The organism is Acidovorax sp. WCS2018Noco2-16 (assembly GCF_031843945.1).
Lineage (GTDB): Bacteria > Pseudomonadota > Gammaproteobacteria > Burkholderiales > Burkholderiaceae_C > Paracidovorax.
Window position 1 is genome coordinate 122,716 of sequence record NZ_JAVTJJ010000001.1, and the last position, 21,012, is coordinate 143,727.

At 67.1% G+C, this 21,012-nt stretch carries 17 protein-coding genes; 9 read left to right on the forward strand and 8 right to left on the reverse strand.

Features of this window, described 5'->3' with window-relative positions; translation table 11 throughout:
• The first annotated feature begins 24 nt into the window (after window positions 1–24).
• The 3 genes from RQI28_RS00555 to RQI28_RS00565 are packed head-to-tail and all read left to right on the forward strand — an operon-like array spanning window position 25 to window position 3,810.
• Entirely contained in the window at window positions 25–1,014 is a 990-nt protein-coding gene (locus RQI28_RS00555; RefSeq protein WP_311220656.1) for a tripartite tricarboxylate transporter substrate binding protein, read from the forward strand.
• Window positions 1,015–1,071: 57 nt separating this feature from the next.
• Window positions 1,072–2,622: an amidase family protein gene (locus RQI28_RS00560; protein ID WP_311220657.1), complete on the forward strand. Its 1,551-nt coding sequence runs from the start codon at window positions 1,072–1,074 to the stop codon at window positions 2,620–2,622.
• 15 nt (window positions 2,623–2,637) lie between these two features.
• Window positions 2,638–3,810: an FAD-dependent oxidoreductase gene (locus RQI28_RS00565; protein ID WP_311220658.1), complete on the forward strand. Its 1,173-nt coding sequence runs from the start codon at window positions 2,638–2,640 to the stop codon at window positions 3,808–3,810.
• A 90-nt stretch (window positions 3,811–3,900) separates the two neighbouring features.
• Here the strand turns inward: RQI28_RS00565 and RQI28_RS00570 are convergent, their stop codons facing one another.
• The 3 genes from RQI28_RS00570 to RQI28_RS00580 form a co-directional block, all read right to left on the reverse strand.
• Window positions 3,901–4,113 carry a YjfB family protein gene (locus RQI28_RS00570; RefSeq protein ID WP_311220659.1) on the reverse strand — a complete coding sequence of 71 codons (213 nt, stop codon included), beginning with the start codon at window positions 4,111–4,113 and terminating at the stop codon, window positions 3,901–3,903.
• 90 nt (window positions 4,114–4,203) lie between these two features.
• Window positions 4,204–5,625, reverse strand: a complete 1,422-nt coding sequence (locus RQI28_RS00575) for a dihydrolipoyl dehydrogenase (RefSeq protein ID WP_311220660.1) — start codon at window positions 5,623–5,625, stop codon at window positions 4,204–4,206.
• A gap of 104 nt (window positions 5,626–5,729) precedes the next feature.
• Complete coding sequence (locus tag RQI28_RS00580; protein WP_311220661.1) at window positions 5,730–6,323, reverse strand: YigZ family protein; 594 nt, start codon at window positions 6,321–6,323, stop codon at window positions 5,730–5,732.
• A 147-nt stretch (window positions 6,324–6,470) separates the two neighbouring features.
• On the opposite strand from RQI28_RS00580, the gene azu reads away from it, so the two are divergent.
• Window positions 6,471–6,926, forward strand: a complete 456-nt coding sequence (gene azu / locus RQI28_RS00585; protein ID WP_311220662.1) for an azurin — start codon at window positions 6,471–6,473, stop codon at window positions 6,924–6,926.
• Between the two features lie 197 nt (window positions 6,927–7,123).
• Window positions 7,124–7,324, forward strand: coding sequence for a hypothetical protein (locus tag RQI28_RS00590; protein WP_311220663.1), 201 nt, complete (start codon window positions 7,124–7,126; stop codon window positions 7,322–7,324).
• 2 nt (window positions 7,325–7,326) lie between these two features.
• Here RQI28_RS00590 and RQI28_RS00595 read toward each other — a convergent pair whose 3' ends face one another.
• On the reverse strand, window positions 7,327–8,955 hold the full coding sequence (locus tag RQI28_RS00595) for a methyl-accepting chemotaxis protein (RefSeq protein WP_311231092.1): 1,629 nt from the start codon (window positions 8,953–8,955) through the stop codon (window positions 7,327–7,329).
• Between the two features lie 247 nt (window positions 8,956–9,202).
• Between RQI28_RS00595 and RQI28_RS00600 the strand changes: the two genes are divergently transcribed.
• A complete protein-coding gene (locus RQI28_RS00600; RefSeq protein ID WP_311220665.1) occupies window positions 9,203–11,590 on the forward strand; it encodes a YgiQ family radical SAM protein in 2,388 nt (795 codons plus the stop codon).
• Here the strand turns inward: RQI28_RS00600 and RQI28_RS00605 are convergent.
• The 4 genes from RQI28_RS00605 to RQI28_RS00620 form a co-directional block, all read right to left on the reverse strand.
• Window positions 11,522–14,026, reverse strand: coding sequence for an EAL domain-containing protein (locus RQI28_RS00605; protein ID WP_311220666.1), 2,505 nt, complete (start codon window positions 14,024–14,026; stop codon window positions 11,522–11,524). The two genes, RQI28_RS00600 and RQI28_RS00605, sit on opposite strands and share 69 nt — an antisense overlap.
• Window positions 14,027–14,264: 238 nt before the next feature.
• Window positions 14,265–14,678 carry a hypothetical protein gene (locus RQI28_RS00610; RefSeq protein ID WP_311220667.1) on the reverse strand — a complete coding sequence of 138 codons (414 nt, stop codon included), beginning with the start codon at window positions 14,676–14,678 and terminating at the stop codon, window positions 14,265–14,267.
• Between the two features lie 180 nt (window positions 14,679–14,858).
• Window positions 14,859–15,752, reverse strand: a complete 894-nt coding sequence (locus RQI28_RS00615; protein WP_311220668.1) for a CoA transferase — start codon at window positions 15,750–15,752, stop codon at window positions 14,859–14,861.
• A 41-nt stretch (window positions 15,753–15,793) separates the two neighbouring features.
• Complete coding sequence (locus RQI28_RS00620) at window positions 15,794–17,170, reverse strand: CitMHS family transporter (protein WP_311220669.1); 1,377 nt, start codon at window positions 17,168–17,170, stop codon at window positions 15,794–15,796.
• A gap of 308 nt (window positions 17,171–17,478) precedes the next feature.
• Here RQI28_RS00620 and RQI28_RS00625 point away from each other — a divergent pair, with 308 nt between their 5' ends.
• From RQI28_RS00625 to RQI28_RS00635, 3 genes are read left to right on the forward strand one after another with little or no spacing between them, the layout of a single operon-like run.
• Entirely contained in the window at window positions 17,479–18,201 is a 723-nt protein-coding gene (locus RQI28_RS00625; RefSeq protein WP_311220670.1) for a response regulator transcription factor, read from the forward strand.
• Window positions 18,188–19,720 carry a sensor histidine kinase gene (locus RQI28_RS00630; protein ID WP_311220671.1) on the forward strand — a complete coding sequence of 511 codons (1,533 nt, stop codon included), beginning with the start codon at window positions 18,188–18,190 and terminating at the stop codon, window positions 19,718–19,720. Before RQI28_RS00625 ends, RQI28_RS00630 begins: the two co-directional genes overlap by 14 nt.
• The gene (locus tag RQI28_RS00635; protein ID WP_311220672.1) at window positions 19,717–20,946 is read left to right on the forward strand and encodes an ABC transporter substrate-binding protein; all 1,230 of its coding nucleotides are present in this window, start codon (window positions 19,717–19,719) and stop codon (window positions 20,944–20,946) included. Before RQI28_RS00630 ends, RQI28_RS00635 begins: the two co-directional genes overlap by 4 nt.
• Window positions 20,947–21,012 lie beyond the last annotated feature (66 nt).

Genomic DNA, 21,012 nt, shown 5'->3' on the forward strand with positions numbered 1-21,012 from the left:
CCTGCCTTTTCCGGAGATGCCGCCATGATCCGACCCAAGATGTTGTCTGCCCTGTGGTGCGCCGCTGCTGCTGCCACCACGGCCTTCGCGCCGGTGCTTGCCAGCGCGCAAGAGAGCTATCCGAACAAGCCCATCACGCTGGTCATTCCCTTCCCGCCGGGCGGCGCCACCGACGTGCTGGGCCGGCTCATCGGCAAGAAGCTGGGAGACACGCTGGGCCAGAGCGTGGTGATCGACAACCGCGCTGGCGCGGGCACGGTGATTGGAGCGAGCTACGTGGCCAAGGCCGCGCCGGACGGCTACACGCTGCTGATGAGTTCGGGCACCACCTTCACCGTCAACCCGGCCATCCGCGCGCGACTGCCGTACGACCCGGTCAAGAGCTTCGAGCCTATCGGCATCGCAGGGCGTACCGGCTTGATCCTGCTGGCGAACAAGGACGTGCCAGTGCGGGATGTGAAGCAGTTCATCAGCACGGTAAAAGCTGCGCCGGACAAATATTCATACGGCTCCTACGGCACCGGCACCACCTCGCAGTTTGCGGGCGAAATGTTCTTCAATGCAGCTGGCCTGAAGATCCAGCACGTGCCGTACAAGGGCAGTGCGCCGGCCATGGTCGATCTGATGGGCGGGCAGATTCCGTTCACGGTCGATACCGTTTCCGCCGCCGTGCCGCAGCTGAAAGACGGCAAGATCCGCGCGATCGCCGTCACCTCCGCGCACCGTTCGGCCCTGCTGCCGCAGGTGCCCACACTGGCCGAGAGCGGGTTCCCTGGCGTGGAGATGGACACCTGGCTCGCCCTGGTCGCCCCCGCCGGCTTGCCGCCTGCCGTGAAGACCAAGCTGGAGCAAGCGCTGGCCAAGGTCGTGGCAGACCCTGATACACGCGACAAGCTGCTGGCCAATGGCTTCGAGCCGGCGTATGCGTCGGCCAAGGAAGTCAGTGCGCTGGTCGAAAAAGAACTGCCGCTGATGCGTGCCATCGCCCAGCGAGCCGGCATTCAGGCCGATTGATCGCCCGCGCCATCGGATACGCTGGCCGCTGCCATCCTTTTTTGTTGCTGAAACACCATGACCTCTGATTCCCGCCTGGTGGAGCTGTCCGCCAACGAACTGCGCCAACGCATCGCCACGCGCGAGATCTCGCCCGTCGAATTGCTGGACGCCTGCATCGACCGCATCGAGGCGGTAAACCCGTTCGTCAACGCCGTCACCGCCACCTGCTACGACCGTGCCCGCACCGAAGCGCGCGCGGCCGAAAAGGCCGTGCTGGCCGGCGAGCCCCTTGGCCTGCTGCACGGCCTGCCGATGGGCGTGAAAGACCTGGAAGCCACGGCCGGCCTGCTGACCACCTACGGCTCGCAGATCTATCGCGAGAACGTTCCGGCGCAAGACAACGTGCTGGTGGCGCGCCTGCGCGCGGCCGGTGCCATCGTCACGGGAAAGACCAACATTCCGGAAATGGGCGCCGGCGCCAATTCGCGCAACACGGTGTGGGGCGCCACGGGCAACCCGTTCAACCCGAACCTGAATGCGGGCGGCTCCTCGGGCGGCTCGGCTGCGGCGCTGGCCTGCGACATGCTGCCGGTGTGCACGGGCTCGGACACGGGCGGGTCGCTGCGCATACCGGCGTCGATCTGCGGCGTGGTGGGTTTCAGGCCGTCGCCTGGCGTAGTGCCGAGCTCTCGCAAACTGCTGGGCTGGACACCGATTTCGGTCGTCGGCCCCATGGGCCGCACCGTGGCCGAGGCCTGCCTGCAACTGGCCGCCACGGCCGGCATGTCGGCGGGCGACCCGCTGAGCTACCCGCTCGACCCGTTGGGCTTCCTGGCGCCCGAGCCGGTGGACTTGGCCGGCCTGCGCGTGGGCTACACCGAAGACTTCGGCGCCTGCGCGGTGGACGAAGGCATTCGCCGCGTATTCCGCCAGAAGATCGGCGCCATGCGGCACCTGTTCAAAAGCTGTGACGCCATCGAGTTCGACCTGGGCGACGTACACCGCTGTTTCGACGTGCTGCGCGCCGAGGCCTTCGTCGCCAGCACGCGCGACGCGTACGAGCGCGACCCGGCCAGCCTGGGGCCCAACACGCGCGCCAATTACGAGATGGGCGCGGCCATGTCGCTGATCGACAGCGCCTGGGCGCAGGCCGAGCAGACGCGCATCCTGGCGCGCTTCCAAAAAGCGTTCGAAGAGTTCGACGTGATCCTGGCGCCCACGACACCGGTCTCGCCATTTGCCTGGACTGAGCTGTTCGCCAGTCACATCAACGGCGAGGTGCAGGCCAACTACTACCGCTGGCTGGGCCTGACCTATGTGACCACGCTGACAACGCACCCAGCGCTCAGCCTGCCGTGTGGGCGGGACCAGGCCGGCATGCCCTTCGGCTTGCAGGTAGTCGGGCCATTCCGCGGCGACGTGCGCACGCTGGGCGTGGGCCAGTCGCTGGAGCAGGCGTTTGCCGGCATCGAGGGCCTGCAGCGGCCCCGGCCCGACCTGGCGGCACTGGCGCCGGCCCAGCCTGCGCTGACCTCCATCGTCACCGAAGCGCCCGATGCGCAGGACGCGCGCGGCGTGCCTCGCGCGGACGGCCGTGTCTCCACCGGCACCGTATCTGCTGTGTGAACCAGGGGCCGTTGCATGCAGTCTTTCGATTTCATCGTCATCGGTGCCGGCATTGCCGGTGCCTCCGTGGGCTGGCAACTGGCGGTCAGTGCCGTTAACAGTGCCAGTGAAGGCGCAGCGCGCGTGCTGGTGCTCGAGCGTGAATCGCAGCCGGGCTATCACACCACCGGCCGATCCGCCGCGCTGTACATGGAAACCTACGGCACGCCCAACATCCGCGCGCTGACGCGGGCCAGCCGCGCCTTCTATGACGCGCCGCCGTCCGAATTCGGCACCGATCCGATCCTGAGCCCGCGCGGCGTGGTGTACGTGGCCGGGCCAGACCAGTTGCCTTTGCTTGACGAAGCGCTGGCCGAGGCGCGTGCCCGCTCGCCCCATGTGCGCCGCATTGAACAGGCCGAGCTGCTGGCTTTGGTGCCATGCCTGCGCCCGGAGACCGCAGTTGCCGGCATGGCCGAGCCGGACGCGGCCGACATCGACGTGCATGCGCTGCACCAGGGTTACTTGCGCGGCCTGCGCCAGCGCGGCGGCCAGGTGCGCACCGGCGCGGAGGTGACGGCGCTGGTGCGGGAGCTTGGCGCATCGGGTGAGGAGGGCAGCTGGCGCGTGACGCTGGCCACCGGCGAGGTGCTGCAGGCCCGAACGCTGGTCAACGCGGCCGGCGCCTGGGCCGATGTGGTCGCTGTGCAGGCGGGCGTGCGCCCCATTGGCCTGGAACCGCGCCGCCGTACGGCCTTCACGTTCAGTGCGCCGCCGGGCATGGACAGCAGCGCGTGGCCGGCCGTGGTGGCGGTGGATGAAAGCTGCTATTTCAAGCCTGACGCGGGGCAGCTGCTGGGCTCGCCCGCCAATGCCGACCCGACCCATCCGCACGACGTGGTGCCCGAAGAGCTGGACGTGGCCACCGGCATTTATCACATCGAGCAGATGACCACCTTCCAGATCCGCCGCCCGTCGCACACCTGGGCTGGCCTGCGCTCGTTCGTGGCCGACGGTGACATGGTGATCGGCTGGGACAACCATGTGCCGGGCTTCTTCTGGCTGGCCGCGCAGGGCGGCTATGGCATTCAGAGCGCGGCGGGCGCGTCGCTACTGGCGCGCCAGTTGCTGTTGGGCGAGCCGCTCGACGCGTCGCTGCAGCGCGAAGGTGTGGAGGTGGCGGGCCTGTCGCCCGCGCGGCTGCGGTAACTGCGCCGAGAATTCAAGCCAAATTGGCCTCTAGCGCTTATCCATCAAGCGCTAGTAGCTATAAATAATATAGCAATCGCTTGGAGCGCTTCAGGCAAACGTATTGACCTGGGTGCCCAGCGATCCGGAGGAGGCCAGAGCCGGCTGCGCCGCCGGTTGCACCGATTGCAGCAGTGTGGCGGCGCCGGCTGCCTGAATGTCGATGGCCTTTTTCAGCACCGCCACATTCACGGCGTCCGACGTCTGCCGGCTGGCCAGGGCAGTGGCAGTGTTGACGATGGAATTGCTGAGAGAGACGTCCATGGAATGGCTCCTGAGATCACGAGGGATGCCACGTTATCGGCAGATGCACGGCCAAGTTGAGCACCTTTGCCTCGCTACCGGCGGCCCCGGTCAATCCAGCGCGCTGGTGCCAAACGCGGCGCAGGCGCCCAGGTCCGAGTCGGACATGCGGGGCAGGTGCGACGCCGCGTCGCGCAACGCAGTGCGCAGGCCTTCTTCCAGCACCGGATGGTAGAAGGGCATGCCCAGCAGTTCGGCCACCGTCAATTCACGCTCGATGGCCAGCGCCAGCAGGTGGGCCAGGTGCTCGCCGTCCGGTGCGCACATCTCGGCGCCCAGCAGGCGGCCGGTGGCCTTGTCGGCGTACACGCTCAGCCGTCCGTGGTTGCGTTGCGCCACGCGCGCCCGGCCCTGGTTGTCGAAGTTCACGCTGCCGGTGATGAAGCTGTCATCGCCGCTCTCGACCAGCGCCGCATGGCGGCGGCCCACCACGGCGGCGTTGGGCTGGGTGAAAGAGATGGCCAGGCGTGTACGGCGCTTGAATCGGCGCGGCTCATCCGCAAAGGCATTGAGCCCGGCGATGTGGCCCTCGTCGGCCGCCTCGTGCAGCAAGGGCCGGTCGCCGTCCGCGTCGCCAGCGATGAATATGCGCAAGTCGCCCACCTGCAGCGAACGCGGCTCGATGGGCGGCAAGCCCTTGTCGTCCAGATCGAGTCCGAGGGTGTCCAGTCCCAAGTGCTCGACATTGGGCTTGCGGCCCAGCGCGGCCAGCACCTGATCGACGACCACGGTGGCGCTGCCATTGGTCACCTCGATGCCGCCTGGCACCTCGCGCAGCTCCACGTCACCGCCGATGTTGATGATGGTCTCGTCCTTCATCAGCTTGACCAGCGTGTCGTTGATGACGGGATCCGACAGGCCGGCCACCGAGGGCTGCTTGCTGAAGGCTGTCACTTCCAGGCCAAGGCGAGCCAGCGCCTGCGTCATTTCGCAGCCCACCGGGCCGAGGCCGATCACGGCGATGCGCGGGCCCAGCGTGGCTTGCTCGAACAGAGTGTCGGTGGTCAGGATGCGGTCGCCGAAGGCCAGCCAGGGCTCGGGCACCACAGGGCGCGAGCCGGTGGCAACGATGATGTTCCTGGCTTCGTAGACTGTGCCGCCCACGTCGACGCGGTGCGCGTCCAGCAGCCTGGCGCGGCCGGATATTCCGCGCTCGCCGGCGTCGGTCGACTCCAGCGTGGCCTCGACGAAATCATCGCGCAGGGCGCGCACGCGTTCCAGCACGGCCGGCAGGTCGACCGACAGGCCGTCGCCGCCGTGGATGCCCAGCGGCGTCAGCTTGTGCCGCGCATGAAAGGCGTTGCCGGCTTCCAGCAGCATCTTCGAAGGCATGCAGCCCACCCGCGCGCAGGTGGTGCCCCACGGCCCGTCGTTGACGATGAGATAGCGCTCGGTGCGCTTGCGCACTTCACGCAGGGCTGCCAGACCGGCAGATCCGGCACCGATGATGATGACGTCGAGGGGTTGGCTCATGAACGCAGTCCTGCTGAAAGAAAAAATGGAGGGTGAACGAGTGTCGCCGCCACCTGTGGGCCCGCGTGTAGGTGGCAAGGCCCTGTTGCGGGCTGGGAGTAGCGTCAGTCCGCCACTGCATGCCAGCCGACGCGGCCTTGGGCCCCGTCGTTGATGCGCTGGCTGAATGCTTCGGCCAGGGTCTGCGGCAAGCGCATCCGCAGCACGACTTGCGAGGCATGCGTGACCTGCAAAAGCTCGGCCCCGGCCGCGTCGATCTCGCGCCGCAGCAGGCCCTCCAGCGCATAGGGCACCTCGCATTCCAGCGTCGCCATGCGCTGCAGCAGCACCTTGTCGGCAACCAGCAGCGCCTGTGCAATGGTGTCGGTGTAGGCCCGCACCAGGCCACCCGCGCCCAGCTTCACCCCGCCGAAATAGCGCACGACGGTGGCCAGCACGCCTTCCAGATCCTGATGGCGCAACACGTCCAGCATGGGCCTGCCAGCAGTGCCGCCGGGCTCGCCGTCATCTACGGCTGCTGACTGCCCGCCCGCCAGCAGCGCCCAGCAGACATGCGCCGCGCCGGGGTGCTGCTTCCAGAGCGCGTCGACCGCTGCCTGCGCCGATGCCCGGTCGGCCATGGGCTGCACGCAACCGATGAAACGGCTTTTCTTGATGACGATTTCGCTGTGGGCGGGGGCGCTCAGGGTCTGTGGCATGGGGCGCGAAGTGTAGATGCGCAGCAGCGGGCCGGAAGTGAGGCGCCATCACGGCGCGACTTGATGCACGTCAACCTGTGAAAAACAGCGGGTGTCTACGATTCGTTCACGAAGGCTCCGACCCTCATTCTGAAAGGCGATGACGACATGGCAAAGATCTGGAAATCCCTGGCGCTGGTGGCAGTGTGCGCGGTGGCAGCACCCGCCTGGGCGGCCGACTGCGCAACCGAGATCGAAGGCAACGACGCAATGCAGTTCAACAAGGCCAGCATCGCTGTGCCGGCCAGCTGCAAGCAATTCACCGTCAAGCTCAAGCATGCAGGCAAGCTGCCCAAAACCGCCATGGGCCACAACTGGGTCTTGACCAAGGCGGCCGATCTGCAAGCTGCCGCCACGGATGGCATGGCCGCTGGCGCCACCAAGCAGTACGTGAAAGACGGCGACACCCGTGTCATCGCACACACCAAGGTCATCGGCGGCGGCGAGGCCGATTCGGTGACGTTTGCCACCAGCGGTTTGAAGGCGGGCGAGTCCTATGCGTACTTCTGCTCGTTCCCCGGCCACTCGGCCATCATGAAAGGCACGCTGACGATGGCCAAATAGCTGCAGGCTCTCGCTGAAAGCGCAGCCCTAAAAGCACAAGCGGCTCTCGCACTTTCGCAGGCGGCCGCTTCGTTGATGTGTCTTCATTGAACTACAGACGCACCCACGCGGTTGCGGCCTACATGGCCTGGTGGGGCTTTGCTTCTACGCTCATCCGCAGCCGCCACGTACACCGTCCCGCATCAAGGAAGCTTGCCATGTTCTCCCTCAACCTGCCCCTCGCGCTGAACAATTTGTTCTCCACCTCTTCTTTCGTAGGGGCTGAGTCGAGTGCTGCGCGCTTCGGGGTGGTTCAGGAAGACCGGGCTGCGAGTGGCGCGGCGCCGACGCTGGTGTCGGCTTATGACGACCCGCCGGCTGACCTGGACCAGCGGGTGCGTGCCATCGGTGAGTGGTGAGCTTACGCCGGAGTCGACGCCAGGCGCAGCGATGGCGCTGCGTGGCCCAGCGCGGCATAGTCCGGCTGTAGTTTGAAGAGCGACACCGACTGCACCAAGTCTCTTGCCTGCTGCTGCAGGCTTTGCGCGGCAGCGGCGCTTTCTTCCACCAGGGCGGCGTTCTGCTGCGTGGCCTGATCCATCTGCTGTACGGCCTGGCCCACTTGCGCCACGCCATTGCTTTGCTCACTGCTGGCCGCGCTGATCTCGCCAACGATTTCGGTCACGCGCTTGATCGACTTGACTACTTCGTCCATCGTGGAGCCGGCGCGGTCCACCAGCGCTGAGCCTTCTTCTACTTGCGTCACGCTGTCGGTGATGAGCGTCTTGATCTCACGCGCGGCTTGGGCACTGCGCTGGGCCAGATTGCGCACCTCGCTGGCCACCACGGCAAATCCGCGGCCCTGGTCGCCCGCGCGGGCTGCTTCCACGGCAGCGTTGAGCGCCAGGATGTTGGTCTGGAAAGCAATGGAGTCGATCACGCCGATGATGTCTGCAATGCGGCGCGAGCTCTCGTTGATGGTACGCATCGTCGTCACCACCTGGCCGACGACTTCGCCGCCTTGCAGCGCCACCGTGGATGCTCCTTGGGCCAACTGATTGGCCTGCTTGGCACTTTCGGCGTTGTGGCGCACGGTGGCGCTGAGCTCATCCATGGTGGCCGCGGTTTCCTGCAGCGCGCTGGCCTGCTGCTCGGTGCGGTAGCTGAGGTCGGTGCTGCCTGAGGCGATTTCCGACGAGCCGGTGGCGATGGAGTCGGACGATCCGCGCACCTTGGTCACGATGTCCGCCAGGCTGCCTTGCATGGCGGCAAGAGACGCCAGCACGCTGTTGGGCGAGATGGCCTGGCTCAAATTCAGCGGGCTGAGGTCTCCAGCGGCCACACGCTGGGCGGCCATGCCCAGCTCTGCCGGCTCGGCGCCCAGAGCACGCGTGAGACGCCGTGCAATCACCAGACCCGCAGCAATGGCCATGGCCAGCGCGGCCAGGCAGGCAGCGATCATCACGTTGCGCTGGTGGTCGAAGCGGTCATTTGCCTCCCGCTGCATCTGCTCGGCGCGGACGCCTGCATCAACTACGAACTCGGACACCTTGCCGGTCAATTGCGCTAGCAGGGGGCGGCATTCGGCATTGATCTTCGTCACGGCAGCTTCGTGCTGGCCCGACGTCGCCAGTTGCACGATGCTGCGCGCAACAGGTCCATAGATCGATTCAATGCGCTGCATGTCGGCGATCAGGGCGAGGGTGGAAGCAGGCGCGGCGGTGTCTGCCGCAATCAGCTTCTTCAGGTCTTCCATGTGCGTCTGCACATCCGCGTCAGCCTTGAGAACCAGCTCCCGCTCCTTGGCCGACTCTTCCGGCATCGTCGCCAGTACCTGGTTACGCACAGCCACTGCCCGGCGATTGACGGCGTTGCGCATGCTGTCGACCAGGTTCGTCTGCTTGTCGATGCCGCTGACATAGCCCGTGAACGTGCGATCTGCTTCACCCAGCGACTTGAGCGACAGCCCGGAGACGATGAGAACGACGACCACCAATGCACCGAAAGCGAGGGTGAGCTGGGTTTTGACTTTCATGGTTGGAGGCTGCATGGCATGTCCTGGGGCGTGAGGTAATAAATTTGACGAAGAGCAACGACTTGTCTCAATACGTAAGCGGACTATCTTTGGATTACTGGCCAAAGGCAAGAGCCATGTGGTTATCACTAATAGAGGACAAAGCCTATCGTTCTACGAGGTGGAATTAAAACCGCGTTGCGCGCGGGGCGGGCCGGCGCTGTTCCAGCGCAGCGGGCCCGAAACACCTAAAATCCACGGCCCTCCCCCCACATACCCATTGATGAACGCCCCTGTCGACGTTTCCTTTTTTGCGCGCGCCGCCAAGCCGCTCACCAGCTATCGCCCGTATTGGGCGAAGCGGTTCGGCACGGCCCCGTTTCTGCCCATGAGCCGCGAGGAAATGCAGCAGCTGGGCTGGGACAGCTGCGATGTGATCCTGGTCACGGGCGACGCGTATGTGGACCACCCCAGCTTCGGCATGGCGGTGATCGGCCGCACGCTGGAGGCACAGGGCTTTCGCGTGGGCATCATTGCGCAGCCCGACTGGCAGAGCGCCGATCCGTTCAAGGTGCTGGGCAAGCCCAACCTGTTCTGGGGCGTGACGGCGGGCAACATGGATTCCATGATCAACCGGTACACCGCTGACCGGAAGATCCGCAGCGACGACGCCTACACGCCGGGCGACATCGGCGGCAAGCGCCCCGACCGCGCCGCCATCGTCTACAGCCAGCGCTGCCGCGAGGCGTTCAAGGACGTGCCCATCATTCTGGGCGGCATCGAAGGCAGCCTGCGCCGTATTGCCCATTACGACTATTGGAGCGACAAGGTGCGCCGCTCCATCGTGGTGGATGCCAAGTGTGACCTGTTGCTTTATGGCAACGCCGAACGTGCCTTGGTCGAAGTCGCCCACCGCCTCGCGGCGCGTGAGCCGGTCGAGCAGATCACCGACGTGCGCGGCACCGCCTTCGTGCGCCGGCCGGGCGACGAATCGGGCCAGGGCTGGTTCGAGATCGATTCCAGCTCGGTGGACGAGCCGGGCCGGGTCGAGTCGCACGTCAACCCGTACATGACGACCAGCGAGCAGGCCGCCTCGCAAGGCACCACATGCAGCAAGGACGATGCTCCTGAATCAATAGCTGCCAACGCCGGTGCAGCAAGCGCTGGAGGCCAAAAAGCCTCCAACCCTGCGATCCAGCCCATCCAGTTCGTCGCCAACCCAGCCTTGCGCTCCAAAATCAAGGTTCCGCCGCGCGACAAGAGCGTGATCCGGCTGCCCAGCTACGAGCAGGTCAAGAGCGATCCGGTGCTGTATGCCCACGCCAACCGCGTGTTGCACCTGGAGACCAACCCCGGCAACGCCCGCGCCCTGGTGCAGGCGCACGGTGAGGGCGCCACGGCGCGCGACGTGTGGATCAACCCGCCGCCCATCCCGCTGACCACGGCGGAGATGGACCACGTGTTCGACCTGACCTACGCGCGCGGCCCGCACCCGAGCTACGCAGACGAGAACGGCAGCCACGACCATTCCACCAAGATCCCCGCGTGGGAGATGATTCGCTTTTCCGTGAACATCATGCGCGGCTGCTTTGGCGGCTGCACCTTCTGCTCGATCACCGAGCACGAGGGCCGCATCATCCAGAGCCGCTCCGAAGATTCGATCATTCAGGAGATCGAAGACATTCGCGACAAGGTGAGCGGCTTCACCGGCACCATTTCCGACCTGGGCGGCCCCACGGCCAACATGTACCGGCTGGGCTGCAAGAGCCCCGAGATCGAAGCGGCCTGCCGCAAGCCCAGCTGTGTGTACCCGGGCATCTGCTCGAACCTGGGCACCGACCACGATCCGCTCATCAAAATCTACCGTCGCGGCCGCGCGCTCAAGGGCATCAAGAAGATTTTGATCGGCTCGGGCCTGCGCTACGACCTGGCGGTGAAGAGCCCTGAGTACGTGAAGGAACTGGTGCAGCACCACGTGGGCGGCTACCTCAAGATCGCCCCCGAACACACCGAGCAGGGCCCCCTCACCAAGATGATGAAGCCGGGCATCGGCAGCTATGACAAGTTCAAGCAGATGTTCGAGCAGTTCAGCGAAGAGGCCGGCAAGAAGCAGTTCTTGATCCCGTACTTCATCGCCGCGCACCCGGGCACCAGTGACGAGGACATGATGAACCTCGCGATCTGGCTCAAGAAGAACGGCTTCCGCGCCGACCAGGTGCAGACGTTCTACCCCAGCCCCATGGCGACGGCGACTGCCATGTACCACTCGGGCAAGAATCCGCTGCGCAAGATCGGCCGCGACAGCGAAGGTGTGGACATCGTGCGGGGTGAAAAGCGCCGCCGGCTGCACAAGGCCTTCTTGCGCTACCACGACCCCAACAACTGGCCACTGCTGCGCGATGCGCTCAAGACCATGGGCCGGGCCGACCTGATCGGCAATGGCAAGCACCACCTGATTCCGACCTTCCAGCCGATGACGGATGGCAGCTATCAGAGTGCGCGCCGCAGCAACAGCACCGCATCGCCCACCCGAAAGACGGTGCAGCAGCCCGTGCAGGGCCGCATGCTGACGCAGCACACGGGACTGCCTCCGCGCGCGGGGCTAGCCGGCGCCAAGCCCGCCGCTGGCAGCAAGCCCGTCGGTGGCAAACCGCTGCGCAAGGGGCGCTGACGGCAGCTTTTGTCCTTCCCCCGGCAGCATGTGCCTGGCGGGCGGAAGGGCCGGGGTGAAAAGGCAGGGACGGCCGATCGCATAGCCCTGGCCGTGGTCTATGCCCATGTTGCGCAAGGCCTGCACAATGGCCGCGCTTTCGGCGAATTCGGCAATTGTTTCCTTGCCCATCACGTGCCCGATGTGGTTGATCATCTCCACCATCGCCCGGTTGGCCGGGTCTTCGATGATGTCGCGCACCAGTCCGCCGTCGATCTTCAGGTAGTCCACGGGCAGTTGCCGCAGGTAGGTGAAGGACGACATGCCCGCGCCGAAATCGTCCAGCGAGAACCGGCAGCCCTGCTGCTTGAGCTCGCGGATCAGCCGGATCGCATTGGGCATGTGGGCTATGGCGGCGGTTTCGGTGATCTCGAAGCACAGCAGGTCGGGCGGCACGCCGTGCAGCGCGATCTGCTCGCGCAGAAAGCCGAGCAGACTCTCTTCACCCACGCTGGTGCCCGACAGGTTGATGGCGCACAAGCTGATGACTGGGGTATCACCTGCCTCGCGCCTGCGCGCCAGTTCCGCCAAGGCGCGCCGAACCACCCAGCGGTCGATGGCGGGCATGAGTCCGAAGCGCTCGGCCGCCGGAATGAATTGGCCGGGCGTGGCTGACGCCTGCGATCCGTCGTCCAAGCGCAGCAGTAGCTCTACATGCTTGCCGGTGTGCGGGACGCGGCGCTGCAGCGGCACGATCTCCTGCGCATGCAGGCTGAAAAGCCCATGCTCCAGCGCGTTGCGAATGCGCTGGATCCAGTCCATGTCGCTCGCGCTGCGCGTCAGGGCAGCGTCGTGTGGCTGGTGCACGTACACGGTGTTGCGGCCACGTTCCTTGGCGCCATAGCAAGCCATATCGGCCACGCGCAGCACTTCCTGCAGCGTGTCCAGGTCGGGCGTCAGATGCACCAGCCCGATGCTCAGGCCCGTGCGCAGCACTCGGTCATCCCAGGGCAGTTGCAGGGCCTGTGCGCTTTGCCGCAGCTCGCTGGCAATCTGCCAGGCGGTGGCAGGCGGGCAGCTTTCCAGCAGCACGCCGAACTCGTCACCTCCGAGCCGCGCCAGGGTGTCGCCCTCACGCAGTCCGCCTTGCAGCAATTGGCACACGGCCCGCAGCATGGCGTCGCCTGCGGGGTGGCCGCAGGTGTCGTTGATCAGTTTGAACTGGTCCAGATCCACATATAGCAGGCTACCGGCGGCCTCGGCGTGGCCCTCGTCTTGGGGGCGGGCGAGCAGGGCGGCCAGCCTGCGCTCGAATTCGCGGCGGTTGACCAGGCCGGTGAGCGCATCGTGGGTCGCCTGCCAGGAAAGCTGCTCCAGATACTCCTGCTCGCGCCGCATGTCGTGCAGCACCAGCACAGCGCCCGACACCGCACCCTGGTCATACAGCGGCGAGCCCACCACCGTAACGGGCAGGGTGCTGCCGTCGGGGCGGCGCAGTTGCAGCGTGGGTGATTCGTGCAACAGGCCGCCCGCGTGCAGCGCGCGTTGCAGCAGGCGCGGCGCAATCGGACTGCCGTCATCGCCCTCATCATCACCGCCTGCGAACTGCAGCAGATCGGTCAGTTGCTGATGGGCCAGGCTGTGCAGCGGGCGCTCCAGAATGGCTTCTGCCGCAGGATTCAGGTAGACGATGCGTCCGTCCACGGTGGTGGTTACCACGCCATCGCCAATGGCCGCCAAAGTGGCGCGGGCCTGTTCGCGCTCGCCGTGCAAGGTGTCTTCCACGCGGCGGCGCTGTGTGACGAGGTTGAGGGTGTGCAGCAGGGTCAGCAGCACCAGCACGCCTGCGGTGAGCGCATTCACGGCCAGCAGAAAATCTGTGATGCGCCGTGAGGATTCGCCCAGCGCACGGCTGAAGCCCACCGTGGCCGGCGTGGCGCCTTCGTCAATTTGCTGAATTCGGCTCTGCCAGCCATGGCGCGTTGCAGCGTCTGGCTGGCCAACGGCCACGGCGTCTCGTATGACCGCCGCCAACTGCAGCAGCTCCTGGATGTACTGGTCGCCCATCTCCCACAGGGCGATAGGCTCGCGCAGCAGCAGTGAGTCGTGGAAGTGGTACAGCAAGAAGATCAGGCCCCCGACATCGTCCCGGTGGTTGCCGCCACGCAACGCTGCAGCTTGGGCGCCTTTCAGGTCGGGGGGGCTCATTCCCACCAGTTGCCGTGCCTGCCGATCTGCCAGGGGGACGGCGATGGCTTCTTCAAACCGCGCTAAGAAACGCGCTTCGCCAGTGTCGGCGTAATGGCTGAGATGGAGAACCGCGTCCTTTTGCGCCTTGCTCCACTGGCTTTCACCTTGCACGTAGGCGCGCAAAACGGAGACGACCCAGATGCTGGAGGCTGCAAGCGCCGCCTGTAACACCACCATGGCGATCAGGGGCCAAGAAAATCGGAGCATGTATGGCAGCCGACGAAATCGCGGTGGCTGCAGCGGCACGCTCATGGATGGTGTCCTACCGACGGCTGACGGCCTGTGTGCCTGGACACCCCTGCGCGCCTCGCCGCGGGGCGCAAAGGCAGTGGGCAGGGAGTGCTTCAGTCCAGAGCATGGAAATGACTATAGCGTGGATATCGCTGGCCGCCGAGGTGTCAGACCCGAGTAGCGCGAGCCAGGGTCGGGCTGTTCGCAGAGCGGGTCAGGGCACGGGCGTAGAAATCAGCTCTTCGATGATCAAGGTGCGGTAGTAGAAGGCCGCTTGCGCTCCCAGCGGCTCCAGCGCGTCGGCCAGCGAGTCGGGTGAGTCGTCGTCGTCCGCCGCGAAGAAGAGCGCATGGCTGCCGTTGCTGGACATGTCTGCAATGCGGCGCACGATAACGCCTTCTGCACCGACGGACGGCAGCGGTTCGTCAGCGTCCTCCAGCGTGCGCACCACGTGTTGCAGGATGGCGTCTGGCGTGGCATGCGCGATGTCGTCGCGGCCCTGCGTCTGCATGGCATCCGCCGCCGAACGGGCGGCGGCTTCGTCAGGGAACAGCGCAAAGACGTAGCCGGTCGGGTAGAAGGTGCCGGCGGCGGAGGTCATGTCAGGCGTGAGGGCGAAGGGCTTCATGGCGTTCCTTGGTGGGTGTCGGTAGGGATTGAACGCCAGGGCTTGCCTGGCGGGTGTCGGACGGTGCCGGCCGCCTGCGACAGCGTTTTAAGCCAAAAGTGCCTCTAGCGCCCGTTGATAAAGCGCTTGTAGCTATAAAAATAGTAGCATTTCGCGGCGTGGTACCTCGGCCCTGCCCAATCAACCGGGCGCCAGCGTGTGCAGGGGAATGTCCTGCGACACCGCCAACGCATCCAGGCTGGAGCGCGTCTGGCCTTGCAAGAAGCGGGCTACCGCCGATCGCGTGGCCGGCAGACGCGCGTCGCTGTCTGTCGCCAGGCCCGCCGCGCTAAAAAAGCGGGCGGCGAAGTGCGGCTCCAGCGCCGCCACCGCCACGCGGCCGTCGGCGCAGGGATACACGCCGTAGCCAGCGTGCCCGCCGCCCACGTCGCCCGCTGCGCTGCTCAAGGCCCAGCCGCGCGGCAAGCCCAGCCACTGGGCGGCGTCTTCCAGTGCCACGTCGATGCAGACGCCCTGGCCCGACGCTGCGCGGGCCAGCTGCGCCTGCAGCACGGCCTCTGTGGCGATGAGCGCGCCGGCCATGTCGGCATAGAGCGTGGGGGGCAGCGTGCAGCCGGCGATGAGGTCGGCCTGCGCCAGGTAGGTCAGGTCATGGCCCGGCTCTTCCGCCCGTTCGTCCGGCGCGCCGACGATGCGCACCAGCGACAGCCTTGGATAGCGCGCGGCCAGCGCGGGCCAGCCCAGACCCAGCTTGTGCAGCGCAGAGGGGCGAAATGAAGTGATCAGCACATCGGCCTGGGCGAGTTCGTCTTGCAGCACCGCCTGGCCGGCATCGGTTTTCAAGTTCGCCTGCAGCACGCGAATGCCGTCGTGCAGATCGGCATACGCGCCTGGGCTGTACGTTGCCATCGGGTCCCCGCTGGCGTGGCCCGATGGGGCGCGTGGTTCCAGCTTGGTGCAGGCGGCGCCCATGCGCCGGCAGCGTAGCAGGGCGGCGGGGCCGGGCAGGTTCAGCGCCAGGCTGAGGACGCGGGTGCCGCTAAGGGCTTGGAACGGGATTGGTGGCGTCGGCATGCGGGGTTTATACCCACGCACGCCCGACTCGCCACCCGGGTTCACCCGCCCGCCAGTGCGTGGCCCACCAGCGGGAAAAGCCCCAGCGCCAGGCTGGCGCCCATCAGCGTCAAACACACCAGCACGGCCCATTTCAGCGTGAAGCGCTGGTGGTCGCCGAAGTCCACCCCGGCCAGGCCGACCAGCAGGTAGGTGGACGGCACCAGTGGGCTCAGCAGATGCACCGGCTGCCCGATCAGCGACGCGCGGGCCATCTCCACCGCGCTGATGCCGTAGGCCTGCGCGGCCTCGTTCAGGATGGGCAGCACGCCGAAGTAGAACGCGTCGTTCGACATGAAGAACGTCAGCGGCATGCTCAGCAGCGCGGTGATGGTGGGCAGATAGGGCCCCATGCTGGGCGGAATGGCCGACAGCAGCCCGCGTGACATGGCCTCGACCATGCCGGTGCCCGACAGAATGCCGGTGAAGATGCCGGCCGCGAAGATCAGCGCCACCACGGCCAGGGCGTTGCCAGAATATTCGGCCATCAGCTGGCGCTGGTGAGCCATGTCGGGGTAGTTGATGACCAGCGCGATGGCAAAGCCGATCATGAACAGCACGGGCAGCGGCAGCAGGCCCAGCACCAGCGTCACCATCAGCGCGATGGTCAGTGCCAGGTTCACCCACAGCAGGCGCGGGCGGCGCATGTCGGCGCTGTCGCTGCCGGCCATGGTGGGCAGGTGTTCGCCGGTGCTTTCCTCATCGGCGCGCTGGGCTGCCTGGTGTTCTGCATGCAGCGACGCCGCGCCGGGCAGGCTGACGCGGCCCAGCCGGTGGCGTTCGCGCAGGCCCAGGTAGAACGCCACGGCCAGCAGGCTGACGATGGCGATGCCCATGGCCGGCACCATCGGAATGAAGACCTCGCCCGGATCCACGTGCAGTGCGCTGGCGGCGCGCGCCGTGGGCCCGCCCCAGGGCGTCAGGTTCATCACGCCGCTGGCCAGAATGGCCACGCAGGTCAGGCTCAGCGGGTTCATCTTCAGCCGCTTGTACAGCGGCAGCATCGACGCGATGGTGATCATGTAGGTGGTCGAGCCGTCGCCGTCCAAAGAGATCAGCAGCGCCAGCACTGCCGAGCCCACCACGATCTTGAGAGGGTCGCCCTTGACCAGTTTCAGGATGACGCCGACCACCGGGTCGAACAGGCCCGCGTGGATCATCACGCCGAAGTACAGGATGGCGAACATCAGCATCACGCCCGTTGGCGCGATCTTGCGGATGCCCTCCAGCATCATGTTGCCCATGGTGGGCGCAAAGCCGCCCATCAGCGCGAAGAGGATGGGGATGGTGATCAGCGCGACCAGCGGCGACAGGCGCCGGGTCATGATCAGCGTCATGAAGGTCAGCACCATGCCGAAGCCGAGCAGGGTCAGCAGCATGGAGGGGTTCTCCGGGTGGAATTCATCTTGTCTCCGTTATCGAATGCGGTGATCGGCAAGGCGCGGGCGTCCAAGGCGCGTGCCGGTGGGGGTGAACCTTAGGCAGCGACCCTGTCGTGCACCTGTCGTGGCGCATGCCATAAGTGGATGTGCTGATCGGGTAAACCCGGGGTTCGGCCCTGGGGCTTTTCGCGTTTGCAGCGATACTCCGCGCCTTCCCGCCATGCCAAAGCCACTCTTTTCTTCCGTACTGCCTGCAGCCTTCGCGGCCTGCGATGCGGTGGCGCACGCGGGAGAGGGTGGCTGACATGCGCATCCTGCTGGTCGAAGACGACCCTGACCTGGCCGAGGCCGTGGTGCGCCGGCTGCGCCGCCAGGGCCATGCAGTGGACTGGCAGGCCAACGGCCGCGCGGCCTTCGAGGTGCTGGGCTATGCGCAGTTTGACCTGCTGCTGCTCGATATCGGCCTGCCCGGCATGGACGGCCTGACGCTGCTGGCGCAACTGCGCCGTCAAGGCAACAAAACGCCGGTGCTGATGCTCACGGCCCGCTCCGACATCGAAGACCGCGTCAACGCGCTGGACGAAGGCGCGGACGATTACCTGGACAAGCCCTTCGACTTTCGCGAACTGGACGCCCGCTGCCGCGCGCTGCTGCGCCGCCCGCAGGGCCAGGCGACGGGCCTGTGGCAGGTGGGCGGGCTGGCCATCGACAGCGCGGCGCGCCGGGTCAGCCTGCACGGGCAGGACCTGGACTTGCCGCACCGCGAATTCAGCCTGCTGGAGATCCTGATCGGCCGGCTGGGCCGGGCCGTCAGCAAGGAAGACATTGCAGGGCGCCTGTTTCACTTCGACGAGGACGTGGGCCTGAACGCCATCGAGGTCTACGTGGGCCGCCTGCGCCGCAAGCTGGCGGGCAGCCAGTTGCAGATCACCACCGTGCGCAGCGTGGGCTACCGCGCGGATGTGGTGGCCGATGCGCCATCGCCCGCTGCCTCCGACGCGTCCGATTCAGCCGATGGCGGCCACTGAAGCCGCCGCACCGGCGCGCACGTTGCCGGCGGTGCGCCGCACGCTGCTGGTGTCGATCACCGTGCTGTTTGTGCTGGCCACGGTGGTGCTGTTCTTTGCGGCGCGCAGCTACGGGCTGCGGGCGGCCGACCGGTCCTACGACCACCTGCTGCGCGCCTCGGCGCTGTCGATGGCCGATAGCGTGGCCGTCGTCGAAGGGCGCTGGCAGGTCGACTTGCCCTATGCCGCGCTGGACCTGCTGGCCGCGGCGCCCGAAGACCGGGCCTACTACCGCATCACCGGGCCGCAGGGCGACACCATCACCGGCTATGGCGATCTGCCAGCTCCGCCAGGTTCGGCTGGTGCCAGCGCGCAGCCGCTGTTCTTCGACGCCCGCTACCGGGGCGAGCCGGTGCGCTTCGCCGTCGTGCCGCGCGCCATTGCCGGCGGTGACGGCTCCGGCCGTTTCTGGGTGCAGGTCGGCCAGACCCGCCAGGCGCGCGACGCGCTCGCCGCCGACATCGTCTGGCGCGCTACGGCCGCCATCGGCGCGCTGATGCTGGGGGTCTTTCTGCTGCTGTGGCTGGGCGTGGACCGCGCGCTGCGGCCGCTGGCGCGGCTGCAGCAGGAGCTGATGCAGCGCGACGCGTCCGACCTGCGACCCATCGCCAGCCCCGTGCCGCGCGAACTGGCCCAGGTGGTGCGCGCACTCGACGGCTTCATGGGCCGGCTGTCATTCAACCTGGATGCCCTGCGCATCTTCATCGCCGAGGCCGCGCACCAGATGCGCACGCCGCTGGCCGCGCTCATCGCCCAGGCGCAGGAGGGGCTGGACGACGACGACCCGCGCGCCCAGCGCCAGAGCCTGCAGGCGGTGGAGCGCAACGCCCTGCGCCTGCGCCGGCTGCTGAACCAGTTGCTCAGCGACGCCAGCGTGACGCACCAGGGGCATCTGCAACGCTTCTCACCCGTCGATGTGCTGGCGCTGGTGCACGAGGCGCTGCGCGATGTGGTGCCGCGCGCCGAGCCGCAGCCGGTGGTGCGGCTGTGGTGGCAAACCGATTTGCTATCAAAAGGTGAGCTGCTCGCGCTTTATCCAAAAGCGCTAGACGCCAAAAACACTCGAAACTCCAGCCATGCCGCGGCCCAGGCCTGGGTACGGGGCGACGCGCTGATGCTGCGCGAGGCGTTCAAGAATCTGGTCGACAACGCGCTGAAACACGGCGGCGGCAGCGCAGTCGAGGTGACCGTGCGGGCCGCTGCCGATCCCACTATGCATGCGTGGCAGGTCGAGGTGGCCGACCACGGCCCGGGCGTGCAGGCGGCCGACCAGGGCCGCCTGTTCGAGCGCTTCGCACGCGGGCCGGGCGCGGCGGCAGGTGGTGCTGGCCTGGGCTTGGCTATCGTGCAGCGGGTGGTCGCCAGCCACGGCGGGCAGATCGCCGCTGCCAATCGGGCGGAAGGTGGCTGGTGCATCACGCTCACCTTGCCCGCTGCCCCGCAGCCCGCGAGGCCCCATACACGGGAGAACGCATCATGAGCCGGTTGCCGCTGTGGCCAAGACGGGATTTCCTGCGGGCAATGGGCGCGCTGGCACTGGTCGATGCCGCTGGGGCGGCGACCCCGATGCCCGGCACCGCTGCCAGCGCCATGCAGGGCACGACCGCAGTGCAGGGCGATGGCGCGACCATCACGCTGTTTCCGGCAGCGGGCTCGCAAGAGTCACTGCTCAGCATCGACTGCGCGACCGAAACGGCGCTGTTCGCCCCGGCCATCCGCGACTTTCAGCGCCTGCACCCTGGCGTGGCTGTGCGCTGCGCCGACCGGCAGAGCCTGGACATCCACGCGCAGGCGCTGGCCCGCGCGCAGGGGCGGCTGCGCGGCGCCGCACCTCCGCTGGCGCCGGGCGAGGGCGGGCCCGACCTGCTCATCAGCAGCAGCCTGGACTTGCAGACCCAGCTGGCCAACGACGGCCACGTGCTGGCGCACCCGTCCGCGCTGGCACGCAGCCTGCCGGCCGGCGCGCACTGGCGGCATGAGGTGTTCAGCCTGGGCGCGGATGCGGTGGTGATGGTCTATCACCCGCGCCTGCTGGCGCCCGAGCGTGCGCCGCGCACGAGGGGCCAGCTGCTGGCGCTGCTGCGCTACGCAGGCCGCCCGCTGGCCGGGCGCGTGGGCACCTATGACGCCAGCCGCAGCGGCCTGGGCTATCTGCTGGCCACGCAGGACGCGCGCCACGACAGCACGGCCGGCGTCCTGTTGGCAGCGCTGGGCGCCAACCGCGTGCGCCTGGGCGACCACATCGAGCCGCTGCTGGACGAGCTGGAGCGGGGCGATCTCGCACTGGTCTACAACGTGCCTGCGTCTTACGTGCAGGCGCGCATCGCAGCCGGCTCGCCACTGCGCATGCTGGTGCCGCAGGACTACACGCTGCTCACCACACGCGCCGCGGTCATTCCGGCCACGGCGCCGCACCCGGAGCTGGCTCGACCTTTCCTCGACTACCTGCTGTCGCGAGGCGGCCAGGCCGTGCTGGCGCGCGACACGCGGCTCATTCCGATACGGCAGGCGGTGGCGGCAGGCACCGGCGCCGGCACAGGGGGTGACGCGGGCGGCGGGGGCTTTGGCAGCGCGCAAGGCCTGGCGGGCACGGCCACCAGTTCCTGGCGTCTGCTGGCGCCGGGTTTGGGGCTGCTGGTGTATCTGGATCCGCTCAAGCGCCAGCGTTTCTTGCAAGCCTGGACGACCAGCATGGGTGCCGGCTGAGGGGGTGTTGCCGCTGGGGAACGGTGAGATAATCGAAGGTTTTCGCCCTCCCCACCCATACCATAG